We start from the raw sequence: 12210 nt of genomic DNA, 5'->3' as shown, positions 1-12210 counted from the left end.
GTGACCACCGCCGACAACCGTGCCGAGACCGCCTCCGCCCCTGCGCGCCCCCGCTACGACGACGCCGCGCTCGACGCCCTGTCCACTCAGGGTGATCCGCTCGCCGACGAGACGGTGGCCGCGATGTTCCGCCGCGAGGAGGTGGGCGACTTCAACACCCTCATGCGCTTCTTCACCACCGCCGGCGACCCGCTGCCCGACCGGCTCCCGGCCTCCGCGCGCGGCTACTTCGAGGCCACCGCCCTGCCACCGGCCTGGGTCGACTGGGACGTCATGGAGCAGGCCCGGCTGTTCTTCATGGACAACGCCGCCCACATCAACACCGGCCTGTCCTTCGCCGCGATGCCCGTCAGCTACGCCGTCCCCCGGATGGCCCGGCTGCTGTCCTCGACGCACTCGCTCGCGTACCCCTCCCGCCGGATGGCCAACACCGGCCAGTTCGTCACGTACCTCATGCGGACGGACTCCTTCGCCGAGGGCGGCAAGTTCATCCCGGCCGCCCAGAAGGTCCGGCTGCTGCACGCGGCGGTGCGCCACCACCTGCGCCACGGCGGCCACTGGGACGTCGAGCGGGACGGCCTGCCCATCTGCCAGGAGGACATGATCGCCGGGCAGACCTTCTTCTCGCTGCTGGTGCTCGACGCCATGCACCGGCTCGGCATCCACATGAGCGAGGAGGGCGCGGAGGCCTACTACTACGCCTGGCGGGTCGTGGCCGCCCTGCTGGGCTGCGACACGGCGGCCGTGCCGCAGAACCTCGCCGAGGCGCGCGCGTACTGCGACCTCTACCTGCAGCGCCACCTCGGCCCCTCCCCTGAGGGCGTGCTCCTCAACGCCCAGCTGCTGCGGCTGTACGCGGACGTGGTCCCCGGCACGCTGTTCGACCCGATGGTCCCGGCCACCGTCCGCTACCTGGTCGGGGACACCATCGGCGACTGGCTGGAGGTCCCGCGCAGCCCCTGGGACGCGGCGGCCAGGGCCGTCCCCGCGGTGCTGGGGCTGCTGGAGGCCATCGAGGACAGCGGCCCGCTGGCGGAGTGGGCGCTCGACAAGGCGGGCTCGCTGCTCGCCGGCTTCGAGCTGTCCGCGCTGACCCGGGGGCGGGTCATGCACCACGCCATCCCGGCCGAGCTGAAGGCGGAGTACGGGGTGAAGGCGCCGCGCACCGGGCGCTGGGTGCCGCCGGCGCCGGCGCCCGTGCGCTGACCCGAACGGGCGCGGCGGGGCGCAGGTCCGCCCCGGCCGGAGTCACACTGGAAGCCGTCGGCTTCCCGGCGGACGAAGGCGCGGACGGTGACGCGGACGGTGGCGCGGACGGTGGCTTGCTCATGACGACCCGTGTGAATGCGCACCCGGGCCGGCGCCGCCGCCTGCTGGGCGGCGCCGCCTGCGGGCTGGTGGCCGCCTGCGCCGGACTGGCCCTGGCGGAGCTGGTCGCGGCGGCCGTCCGGCCGGAGTCCTCCCCGGTCACCGCGGTCGGCGGAGCCGTGGTCGACCGTACGCCGGTGGGCGTCAAGGAATGGGCGATCCGCGAGTTCGGCACCGCCGACAAACTGCTGCTGGCGCTCGGGATCATCCTCGTCCTGGCTGCGGTGGCCGCCCTGGCCGGGGTGCTCGCGGTACGGCACCTGCCCGCCGGGCTCGCGCTCGCCGGCTGTTTCGGGCTGCTCGGGGCGGTGGCCGCGCTCAGCCGGCCCGAGGCGACCTGGCACGACGCGCTCCCGTCGCTGGTCGGCGGGCTGGGCGCGGCCGGGGTGCTGTACCTGCTGGTCCGCGCGCTGACCAGGCCCCCTCCGGTGGGCGCACCGCCCGGCGGGGCGTGGTCGCTGGACCGGCGCGGCTTCGGGCGGCTGGTCGGCGCGGCCCTCGTGGCCTCGGCGGGGATCGGGTACGCGGGGCGGCGGCTCGGCGCGTACGGTTCGGCCGGGGCGACGGCCTCCCGGGCGGATCTGGTCCTGCCGGAGCCGGCCGTGCCCGCGCCGCCCGTACCGCCCGGCGCGCAGCTGCGGGTGCCCGGGATCTCCCGCTTCCTGACCCCCAACCCGGACTTCTACCGGGTGGACACCGCGCTGGTGGTCCCCCGGGTGGACGCGGACACCTGGCGGCTGCGCATCCACGGCGAGGGCGTGTCCGCCCCGCTCGAACTCGGGCTGCGGGAGCTGCTGGCCCGCCCGCTCGTCGAGCACGACATCACCCTGTGCTGCGTGTCGAACGAGGTCGGGGGCCCGTACGCGGGCAATGCCCGCTGGCTCGGCGTGCGCCTGGCCGACCTGCTGCGCGAGGCCGGGGTCCGGCCGCCCTCGCAGGGCGGGCCGGCGGACCAGCTCGTGTCGCGTTCGGTGGACGGGATGACGATCGGCACGCCCGTCGAGACGGTCATGGACGGCCGGGACGCGCTGCTGGCCGTCGGGATGAACGGCGAGCCGCTGCCCTTCGCGCACGGCTTTCCCGTACGGATGGTCGTGCCGGGCCTGTACGGGTACGTCTCGGCCTGCAAGTGGCTGAGTGAGCTGCGGCTGACGACCTTCGCGGAGTACGACGCGTACTGGGTGCGCCGGTCCTGGGCGCAGCAGGGTCCGGTCAAGACGCAGTCCCGTATCGACACTCCGCGCCCGTCCGCCGAGCCGCCGGCGGGCCGGGTGGCGGTGGCGGGGGTGGCGTGGGCGCAGCACCGGGGGATCTCCCGTGTGGAGGTGCGGGTGGACGGGGGCCCGTGGCAGGAGGCCCGGCTCGGGGCGGCGGACGGCAACGACACCTGGCGGCAGTGGGTGTGGGAGTGGGAGGCGGGCCCCGGGCGGCACACGCTGGAGGTCCGCGCCACGGACGGCACGGGCGCCGTGCAGACGGGCGTGCGCAGGGGGACCGTCCCCGACGGGGCGACCGGGTGGCACTCGGTGTCGGTGCGTGTCCGGCCTGGGCCCGGGAGGAAGGCATGATGCGGACATCCTGGGAAACCGACCCGCACGTCAGGAGCCGGCCCTCGTGGAGCTGACCAGTACGTCGTTCCTCGTCACCCTCATCGCCGTCACCGTGCTCGCGATGCTCGCCGCGCTGCTGCTGTGGAACCGGATCCCCGGGCCGGGGTGGGTGCGCTGGCCCGTGCGGGTGCTGATGATCGCGCTGTGCCAGCTGACGTCCATCGCGGTGATCGCGACGTGGATCAACGGCAGCTACGGGCTCTACTCCTCGTGGAACGACCTGCTGGGCACGGAGAACGTGCAGAACTCCTCGGCGATGACGGGGCCGCCGCTCGGCCGGGCCAAGTTCACCCAGGGCGGGGACGGTACGCGGAGCACCTATTTCCGCGGCTCGCATTCGAAACTGGCCGGGCAGGTGATCGTGTGGACGCCGCCCGAGTACGGGGCGCCGGGTGCGGAGAAGACCCGGTTCCCGGTGCTGATGCTGCTGCACGGGTATCCGGGCTCGCCGCGGACCTGGATCGATCTGGGCGGCATGCCGGGGACGCTGGACCAGCTGATCCGGCTGGGCGCGGCGCACCCGTTCATCGTGGTGATCCCGGACATCTACCCGGGCGGGGTGAACACGGACTGCAGCAACACGCCGACGCGGAAGGTGGCCAGCTGGCTCGCGGAGGACGTGACGGACCTGGTCGCGAAGAACTTCCGTACGCTGCGCGAGCCGAAGGGCTGGGGGCTGATGGGGGTTTCGACGGGGGCGTTCTGCGCGGCCAAGCTGCCCTTGCAGTACCCGAAGGTGTTCCGGGCGGGGGCGGCCCTGGACCCGGATCCGCTGGGCGGCGATCCGCAGGTGCTGGCCGATCCGGTGCTGCGTGAGCGCAACAGTCCGCTGTGGCTGGTCCGGCAGGCCAAGAGGGCCGACGTCGGGCTGTTCCTGGCCACCTCGGCGCAGGACAAGGACAGCCCGCCGGCGCAGTTGGAGGCCTTCGGCCGGGCCGCGGCGGGCAGCGGGGTCCGGGTGAAGACCCTGGTGCGCCCGTCCGGCGGCCACAACTTCCAGACCTGGACGGCGATGTACGCGGACGCGCTGGGCTGGCTGAGCACGGAGCTCTCGCCGCCCGGCGACGGCCGCGGCTGAGTGTGCTACCCCAGCCGGACCGGCAGGGTTTCGACGCTGTTGCCGATGAAGCTGTGCAGGTACGGGAGTTCGGACTCGGGGACCGCGAGGTCGAGGTCGGGGAAGCGGGTGAAGAGCCGCTCCAGCGCGATGGTGGCCTCCAGGCGGGCCAGCGGGGCCCCCACGCAGTAGTGCGCGCCGTGCCCGAACGAGAGGTGGCGGGCGGCGGTGGGGCGGGTGAGGTCGAAGCGGTCGGCGTCGGGGCCGTGGAAGGCCCCGTCGCGGCCGGCCGAGGTGTAGGCGGCGAGGACCGGGGTGCCCTGCGGGATCATGGTCCCCTCGACGGTCAGGTCGCGGGCGGCGTACCGGAACGGGAACCAGCTGACCGGCGCGTCCCAGCGCAGGGTCTCGTCCACCACGTCGGACCAGGTGGCCTTGGAGTCCCGGACCAGGGCGAGCTGGTCGCGGTGCGTGCACAGGGCGCGGACCGCGTTGGCGATCAGGTTGAGGGTGGTCTCGTGGCCGGCGACCAGCATCAGGCGCATGGTTCCGATGAGTTCGGCCTCGCTGAGCCGGTCGCCGTCGCCCTCGCGGGCGGCGATCAGCGCGCTGGTCAGGTCCTCGCCGGGGGCGTCCCGGCGGGCGTCGGCGATCGTGCCCATCAGCTCGACGAGCTCCCGTACGGCGGCCATCACCTCGGCGGGGGTGGTGTCGGTGGCGATGATCACCGTGTGGGACAGGTGGTGCAGCCGCTCACGGTGCTCGGGGTCAACGCCCAGCAGTTCGCAGATGACGCTCATCGGCAGCGGCAGCGCGAAACGGGAACGCAGGTCCACGACCCCGTCGGGGGCCTGGGCGGCCGCCCCGGCGAGGTCGTCGAGCAGGCCGGCGGTCAGTTCCTCGATGCGCGGCCGCAGCCGCTCCACCTGGCGGGCGGTGAAGGCGTTGCCGACGAGGGAGCGCAGCCGGCGGTGGTCGGCGCCGTCTGCGGTGTGCATGCCCTGGGCGTTGGCGAACACCCGAAGCGGCCAGTCGGGCGGGATGGTGCCGTCGTGCAGGGCGGGGAAGTGCCGGGCGTCCTTGGCCGCGTCGGGGTGGGCGAGGAACTCCTTCAGCGCTTCCTGTCCGAGGACGACGGCCCCGGGCACCCCGCCGGGCAGGACGACGTCCGCCACGGCGCCCTGGGCGCGCAGCCGGGCGTTGAGGGCGTGCGGGCAGCCGCCGGCGGGGTCGATGGCGTACGCGGGCGCGGGCGCGGTTGCGGGCGCAGTTGCGGGCGCGGGTGCGCTGTCGGGTGACAAGCCGGGTCTCCTGACCGTCTGGAAGCGTGCACGGATCTCGGGCAACAGTGCGGCCTGGAGGGCTGATGGGACAAGTCCGTTCCGGGGCGTCACCGGGCGGCGGGTACCGGGAGGGGGTCAACGGGCCAGGTGCAGCCGGGTGTGGAAGTACCCCGCCGACTCCTTGCCGGCCGGATCCTCGCCGAGCGCGGTGACGGCGGCCTCCGCGCGCCGCTGCTCGCCGGGGTCGGTGAAGCGCCGCTGCGGCTGGGTGGCGGCGGACCGCTCGACGGTGAGTCCGTACGATTCCAGGCAGCGGGAGATCGGCCGGTAGTCGTGGGTGCGCAGGACGAAGGCGGCCACCGGCACGGGCCGGCCGGCGGCGGTGAGCAGGCGGGCGAAGGTGCGTCCGGTGAGGAAGCTGGTGCCGCCGGTGATGGTGATCAGGCCGGTGCCGGCGGCGGAGCGCCGCAGCCGCTCCCCCGGCTCTTCGGCCTCCAGGTCCACGCAGTGCGCCTCGTCGAGCAGTCCGACGGCCTCCGCGTACTCCAGTGCGGGGCCCGACACGTCGATGCCGACGGCCCGCACGGCGTCGGGGCGGCGCCGAGCGGCGTAGAACTCGCGGTCCCGTTCGGCGAGTTCGGAGGTGGTCAGCCGGGCAGCCTTCGGCGAGGTGTAGCGCGCGTACAGCTCGTCGAGGGTCACGTCGTGGTTGAGGAGCGCGGTGTTGATCCCGTACGAGCAGCAGATGTCGAGCACCGACCGCCGCCCCGGGGCGAGTTCGCCGGCCAGGGCGCGGAACACCGGCTGGGCGTGGCCGGGGGTCTGGTAGGCGTACGGGCCCAGTCGGCCGAAGTATCCGCGGGGGTCGGGGAGTCCGTAGATCTCGTCGAAGCTCGTCATTCCGGCAGCGGTCATCGGGCGTACGCCTCCACGGGTCACGGGGCGGTTTCGGGGCGGGTCTCGGGCCCGGGTGTCCGGGCCCGGGTGACGGGCCCTGGTGTGGGGCCAGTCGTACCCACCCGTCGCCGTCCTCGAAAGGGCGCCGATCCGGCCACCGGCACGCGAGCGGTTCCCGCACGCGTGCCGCCGTGCCCGGCGGGCGGTGGCGGCGTAGGGTCGGGGCATGGCGGATGAGCGGCGGACCCTGGAAGGCAAAGTCGCCCTGGTGGCCGGGGCGACGCGGGGTGCGGGCCGGGGCACGGCGGTCCAGCTGGGCGCGCAGGGCGCGACGGTGTACGTGACGGGCCGCAGTACGCGCGGCAGCCGTTCGGAGTACGACCGGCCCGAGACCGTCGAGGAGACGGCGGAGCTGGTCACGGCGGCGGGCGGGCACGGCATCGCGGTGGTCGCGGACCACCTGGTGCCGGCGCAGGTGGAGGCGCTGGTCGGGCGGATCGACGCCGAACAGGGCCGCTTGGACGTTCTGGTGAACGACATCTGGGGCGGCGAGCGGCTGTTCGAGTGGGACAGCACGGTGTGGGAGCACGACCTGGACAACGGGCTGCGGATCCTGCGGCTCGCGGTGGACACCCATGCCATCACGAGCCATTTCGCGCTGCCGCTGCTGCTGCGCGATCCGGGCGGGCTGGTGGTGGAGATGACGGACGGCACGGCCGAGTACAACGCGGCCAACTACCGGGTGTCGTTCTTCTACGACCTCGCCAAGTCCGCGGTGCTGCGCATGGCGTTCGCGCTCGGGCACGAGCTGGGTCCGCGGGGGGCGACGGCGGTGGCGCTGACCCCGGGCTGGCTTCGCTCCGAGATGATGCTCGACAACTTCGGTGTGACCGAGGCGAACTGGCGGGACGCACTGGAGCAGATGCCGCACTTCGCGATCTCCGAGACCCCCGCCTACGTCGGGCGGGGCGTTGCCGCGCTCGCCGCGGACCCGGAGGTGGCGCGCTGGAACGGGCAGTCGCTCTCCAGCGCGCAGCTGGCCCGCGCGTACGGGTTCACGGACCTCGACGGCAGCCGGCCGGACGCGTGGCGGTACCTGGTAGAGGTCCAGGACCCGGGCCTGCCGGCCGACGTGACCGGCTACCGCTGACCGGGCCGTCCCCCCACTTCCCTGACGCCCTCAGGGCAGCCGGAGTTCGCGGGCCTCACCGAGGGGGGCGAAGAACCGCTGCACGTCCGCGCCGGTGACCTCGGCCAGCGCGGGCGGGGACCAGCGGGGGTCGCGGTCCTTGTCGATGACCTGCGCGCGTACGCCCTCCACCAGGTCGGGTGCGCGCAGGGCGTGGCAGGAGACGCGGAACTCCTGCTCCAGCACCCGCTCCAGGGAGCCGAGCCGCCGGGCACTGCGGAGGGCGGCCAGGGTGACCTTGAGCGAGGTCGGGGACTTCGCCAGGATCGTCTCGGCGGCCTCCTTGGCGGCCGGATCCCCCTGGGCCGACAGCCGCTCGACGATCTCCTCGACGGTCTCGGCGGCGTAGCAGCGGTCGATCCAGGGCCGCCACCCGGCCAGTTCGCCCGCGGCCGGCTGCTGGGCGAAGCTCGGCAGCACCTCGTGCGCCGGTGCGCCGGCGAGCGCGGCGGTCAGCTCCGGCAGCCGGGCGGCGGGTACGAAGTGGTCGGCCAGCCCGCACAGCAGCGCGTCGGCCGCGCCGACGGCGGCCCCGGTCAGGGCCAGGTGGGTGCCGAGCTCGCCCGGGGCGCGGGCCAGGAGGTGCGTACCGCCCACGTCGGGGATGAAGCCGATGCCCGTCTCGGGCATGGCGACGCGGGAGCGTTCGGTGACGACGCGCACGCTGCCGTGGGCGGAGACGCCGACGCCGCCGCCCATGACGATGCCGTCCATGAGGGCCACGTAGGGCTTCGGGTAGCGGGCGATCCGCGCGTTCAGCCGGTACTCGTCGCGCCAGAAGCCCTCGGAGGCGTCGCCGCCGGCCTTCGCGTCGTCGTGGATGGCCCGGATGTCCCCGCCGGCGCACAGCCCGCGCTCGCCGGCGCCTCGGACGAGGACCTGGACGACGGCGGGGTCCTGCTCCCAGGCGGTCAGCGCCTCGGCGATCCCCAGCACCATGGGGTGGGTGAGGGCGTTGAGGGCCCTGGGGCGGTTGAGGGTGATCACCCCGGTGTGGCCCTCCGTGGTGAACAGGGCCGTGTCGTCTGCGCCGTCTTCGGTCTTCACACCGGCCAGTATGTAGCGTGCCGCGGCATGCGGAAGATCATCCTGATGATGCAGGTGTCCCTGGACGGCTACTTCGAGGGTGTGGACGGGGACATCTCCTGGCACCGGGTCGACGAGGAACTGCACCAGTACATGAACGACGAGATCCGCCCGCTGGGCGGGTTCCTGTCCGGCCGGGTCACGCACGGGCTGATGGCCGCGTACTGGCCCACCGCCGATGCCGACCCGGCCGCCTCCCCTGCGGAGGCCGAGTTCGCCGGCATCTGGCGGGACATGCCGAAGTACGTGTACTCGCGCACGCTGCCGGACGCCGACCTCGGCTGGAACTCCACCCTCGTGCGGGACGTCGTCCCGGCGGAGGTCGCCGCGCTCAAGGCGGCCCCGGGAGGCGATCTGGCCGTGGGCGGGGCCGATCTCGCCGCCGCCTTCCTGCGCCACGACCTGGTGGACGCGTACCGGATCTTCGTGCACCCGGTGCGCATCGGCCGTGGCAGACCGCTGTTCCCGCCCGCCGGCGGCGGCCTGGTGCCGCTGCGGCTGGAGGGCACCCGCACCTTCGGAAACGGCGTCGTCCAAGTCCGGTACGGGCGCCCGTAGGTTCAGGGAAGGCGGCCGGGGCGGGCCCCGGGGGTGTGGCCGAAGGCGCGACGGAGACGTCGGTGAAGGCGCTCACGGAGGACCAGCCGCAGCGGTGCGCAACGACGGTGACCGCGGTGCCGGCGGCCGGCAGCCGCAGCGCCTGGTGCAGACCGGACCGGTGGCGGCGCCGTCCGCCAGGACGCCGGGGCCCGAGGACCGGCGGGCGTTCCTGCGGCTCTCCCCGGTGGTGGCCGTCCGGTCCGTCGCGTTCATCGGGCTGAGCACGCTCATCGCCCTGTACGTGCGCGAGCGCGGCGGCGGCGCGACCGCGGCGGCGGGGGCGGTGGCCCTGTTCGCCCTGTTCGCGGGCAGTCCGGGCGGCACCCTGCTCGGCGGCCGGCCGGCCTCCCGCCGGGGCCGGGCCACACGGTCCGCCGGGCCTACGCGGCGGCCGCTCCGGCCGTGGCGGGCGTGCTGTGCCTGCCGCCGCCCCTGGGTGTCCGGGTGCCCGGCGCCGGCGGCCACGGCCCTGTACGTGCCGTTCTCGCTCCAGGTCCCGCCGGGCCAGGGCCACCTGCCGGCCCGCATGCGTACGGCGAGCGGCGTCCCACTCGGCCTGAGGGTCACCGTCGGCGGGGTGGCCAGCCCTCTCATCGGCGCCCTCGCGGACGCCACCTCGGTGCGGACGGCCCTGCTCCTCCCCCTGCCGGCCTGGGCGCCGGCCCGGCGGCTGCCGGAGCCCGCCCCGGGCGCCTGACGCGCCCGCGCGGGGCCGGCCGTGGTCAGTCCTTCGGGAGGGCGCGGTGCGCCCGCCAGGCGGCCAGGGCCTGTTGACGGGTGCCCTCGGGGTGGCGCTCGTGCCAGTCCCGCAGGAACCGGTTGAACTCGAACTGGGCGGCGACCTCCCGGGGTTCGGCCGCCCGGGCGCGGGTGGCGTGCCAGTGGGCGACGGCCTCGGCGAGGGTGTGCCCCGCGTGCCCGGCCACGTACTCCCGCATGTACGCGTCGAAGTGGAAGCCCGGCCCGATCTCGCTGACGAAGAAGGCCCTGAGGACCTGACTGCACCGCTGGCCCTGCGGGATCACGGTGTCGCCGTCGACGGGGGCCGCGAGCTGGCGCCCGCCCCGGCGGGGGACGCGGACCGGCTGTGGCGGCCTGGTCCCGTCGAGCGCGGCGGCGAGCCGGGCCGTCAGCGCCACCTTGCCGCCACTGGCGGGCAGGCCCATCCTCCGGGCCAGTTCCGACAGTTCGGCCAGCGTCCAGTACCAGCGCAGCAATTCCGCCCCGGTCAGTGCCGGAGTCGGGGCGGGCCGAGTTTCCTCAAAATTCGCACTCATGTTCCTATTCTAGGAAGGGGCCTTTCCTGCGGCCGCCACGCCGGTCGGCGCGGACCGGAACTCCGGCGGCGCGCGGTCCGGGTTTCATGGGCGGGAGAGTGAATACCGCATCGACCGCAGGAGCCCGGATGACCGCCGCAGCCGACCGCACCGACCACTCGCCCCTGACCCTCGACGACGGCACCGCCCTGGTCCTGATCGACCTGCAGCAGGGCATCCTGGCCCTGCCGACGACCCGGCCCGCCGACGAGGTACTCGCGAACGCCGTCCTGCTCGCCGAGGCCTTCCACGCCCGCCGGCTGCCCGTGGTGCTGGTCAGGGTCGCCTGGTCGCCCGACGGCGGCGACCTGCCCATCGACGACGTGGACCGCCCGGGCCCGGCCTCCGCCCCGCCCGCCGCGTTCTCGCAGATCCCGGCGCAGCTGGCCGCCCTCGGCGACGTCGTGGTGACCAAGCGCCACTGGGGCGCGTTCACCGGGACCGAACTCGACCTTCAACTACGCCGCCGCGGCATCCACCGGATCGTCCTGGCCGGGATCTCCACCAGCGTCGGCGTCGAGTCCACCGCCCGTACGGCCTGGGAGCACAGCTACGCGCTGGTCTTCGCCGAGGACGCCACCGCCGACACCGACTCCGCGTCGCACGCCCACTCGTTCGGCAAGATCTTCCCGCGCATCGGCAAGGTCAGCACGACCGCCGGGATCGTGGCCGCCCTGGGCGACGCCTGACCGGCATTCCGCCTGACGCTGCGACATGTATTCCGCTTGGACCGGCGGCCAACACCTGACGTGACATCAAATGGCCGGAATTGTTGCCGTTTCAGCTGTGGTTATGCTCATCACCCGAGTGACTGAAGACTTTTATCGATCACTTACGGGCAGAGTGGGGCGGCCGATAAACACCCCCACGTGACGCAGGACCGGAGAATCGATGGACAGGAACCTTGTCATCCAGACCCCCGCTGGTGGCCAGGAGTTCGACGAGAGCCAAGTGCCGCTCTATTACAGCCGCAAGACCGCGGACATCCTCCACAAGTACGGACCGGGACCCAGGGTCCACTTCCACATGGGCCTCTTCGGCCCGGGCGCCACGCCGAACACCACCGTCTCCCAACGCGTGCTCAAGCGACGCATCGTGGAGTCCCAGGAGGCCATCGTCGAGCACGCGGCCCGCAGTTGGGGCGCGTACTCCAAGCCGCCCGGCAGCGTCCTCGACATCGGCTGCGGTGTCGGGGGCGGGTCGCTCTACTGGGCCCAGGAGCACGGCGCCACGGTCACCGGGCTCACCGTCGCGGCCGATCACATACCCGTGATCCAGGACTTCGCCCGCCAGGCCGGCGTCGGCGACCGCGTCACCCCCCTCCTGGCAGACGTGCACGCCTTCACCCCCGACCGTAAGTACGACGCCGCGTACGCCAACGAGAGCTCCGGCTACATGGACCGCGAGCGGCTCTTCCAGGTGGTGGCCGAGTCCCTGAAGCCCGGCGGCTGGTTCGGCATCCAGGAGCACTTCATCTGCCGGCCCGAGTGGACCGAGTTCATCGACGGCTACTACAAGACGCGCCTGGGCACCCTCACCGAGTACCTCACCGCCGCCGAGGCGGCCGGCTTCGAGCTGGAGCAGGACGAGGACGTCACCGACCGGGTCGCCGAGTTCTGGGTGCAGTCCATGGCTTGGAACAGCGCCGAACTGGACTGCTTCGAGAGTTCCGGCGCCCGGTCCGCCTGGTCGCGCGAACGGCTCCAGGAGTCCACCATCACGCACGGGAAGCTGTTCCGCATCTGGCGCGACCACGCCCTGGAGACCCGGCTGCTGCTGTTCCGTCTCGGCGGGGGCGGCTGAC

Annotated in this window: 12 protein-coding genes; 8 read left to right on the top strand and 4 right to left on the bottom strand. The window is 73.8% G+C overall.

Annotation, left to right across the window (positions count from 1 at the left end):
• From ACIBAD_RS19285 to ACIBAD_RS19275, 3 genes are all read left to right on the top strand, one after another.
• A complete protein-coding gene (locus ACIBAD_RS19285) occupies positions 1 to 1206 on the top strand; it encodes an oxygenase MpaB family protein (RefSeq protein ID WP_398907808.1) in 1206 nt (401 codons plus the stop codon).
• Positions 1207 to 1328: 122 nt separating this feature from the next.
• On the top strand, positions 1329 to 2936 hold the full coding sequence (locus ACIBAD_RS19280; protein ID WP_398907807.1) for a molybdopterin-dependent oxidoreductase: 1608 nt from the start codon (positions 1329 to 1331) through the stop codon (positions 2934 to 2936).
• A 46-nt stretch (positions 2937 to 2982) separates the two neighbouring features.
• Positions 2983 to 4056 (top strand): alpha/beta hydrolase, encoded by a 1074-nt coding sequence (locus ACIBAD_RS19275; RefSeq protein WP_398907806.1) that lies wholly within the window; start codon positions 2983 to 2985, stop codon positions 4054 to 4056.
• A 5-nt stretch (positions 4057 to 4061) separates the two neighbouring features.
• On the opposite strand, the gene ACIBAD_RS19270 is transcribed toward ACIBAD_RS19275, so the two are convergent.
• Complete coding sequence (locus tag ACIBAD_RS19270; protein WP_398907805.1) at positions 4062 to 5336, bottom strand: cytochrome P450; 1275 nt, start codon at positions 5334 to 5336, stop codon at positions 4062 to 4064.
• 117 nt (positions 5337 to 5453) lie between these two features.
• A complete protein-coding gene (locus tag ACIBAD_RS19265; protein WP_398907804.1) occupies positions 5454 to 6233 on the bottom strand; it encodes a hypothetical protein in 780 nt (259 codons plus the stop codon).
• 208 nt (positions 6234 to 6441) lie between these two features.
• On the opposite strand from ACIBAD_RS19265, the gene ACIBAD_RS19260 reads away from it, so the two are divergent.
• Positions 6442 to 7365 carry an SDR family oxidoreductase gene (locus tag ACIBAD_RS19260; RefSeq protein WP_134069647.1) on the top strand — a complete coding sequence of 308 codons (924 nt, stop codon included), beginning with the start codon at positions 6442 to 6444 and terminating at the stop codon, positions 7363 to 7365.
• A 30-nt stretch (positions 7366 to 7395) separates the two neighbouring features.
• Here the strand turns inward: ACIBAD_RS19260 and ACIBAD_RS19255 are convergent, their stop codons facing one another.
• A complete protein-coding gene (locus tag ACIBAD_RS19255) occupies positions 7396 to 8451 on the bottom strand; it encodes an enoyl-CoA hydratase/isomerase family protein (RefSeq protein ID WP_398907803.1) in 1056 nt (351 codons plus the stop codon).
• A 27-nt stretch (positions 8452 to 8478) separates the two neighbouring features.
• Between ACIBAD_RS19255 and ACIBAD_RS19250 the strand changes: the two genes are divergently transcribed.
• Both ACIBAD_RS19250 and ACIBAD_RS19245 read left to right on the top strand, forming a co-directional pair.
• Entirely contained in the window at positions 8479 to 9048 is a 570-nt protein-coding gene (locus tag ACIBAD_RS19250) for a dihydrofolate reductase family protein (RefSeq protein ID WP_398907802.1), read from the top strand.
• A 94-nt stretch (positions 9049 to 9142) separates the two neighbouring features.
• Positions 9143 to 9787 carry a hypothetical protein gene (locus tag ACIBAD_RS19245; protein ID WP_134069653.1) on the top strand — a complete coding sequence of 215 codons (645 nt, stop codon included), beginning with the start codon at positions 9143 to 9145 and terminating at the stop codon, positions 9785 to 9787.
• A 25-nt stretch (positions 9788 to 9812) separates the two neighbouring features.
• Here the strand turns inward: ACIBAD_RS19245 and ACIBAD_RS19240 are convergent, their stop codons facing one another.
• Positions 9813 to 10367: a DUF6434 domain-containing protein gene (locus tag ACIBAD_RS19240; RefSeq protein WP_134069655.1), complete on the bottom strand. Its 555-nt coding sequence runs from the start codon at positions 10365 to 10367 to the stop codon at positions 9813 to 9815.
• Between the two features lie 128 nt (positions 10368 to 10495).
• Between ACIBAD_RS19240 and ACIBAD_RS19235 the strand changes: the two genes are divergently transcribed.
• Positions 10496 to 11095, top strand: coding sequence for a hydrolase (locus ACIBAD_RS19235; RefSeq protein ID WP_398907801.1), 600 nt, complete (start codon positions 10496 to 10498; stop codon positions 11093 to 11095).
• A gap of 202 nt (positions 11096 to 11297) precedes the next feature.
• Positions 11298 to 12209, top strand: coding sequence for a methyltransferase domain-containing protein (locus tag ACIBAD_RS19230; RefSeq protein ID WP_134069659.1), 912 nt, complete (start codon positions 11298 to 11300; stop codon positions 12207 to 12209).
• The last annotated feature ends 1 nt before the right edge of the window (position 12210 follow it).

The organism is Streptomyces sp. NPDC051109 (genome assembly GCF_044455885.1).
Lineage (GTDB): Bacteria > Actinomycetota > Actinomycetes > Streptomycetales > Streptomycetaceae > Streptomyces.
This window is presented reverse-complemented; position numbering and strand designations above follow the sequence as displayed.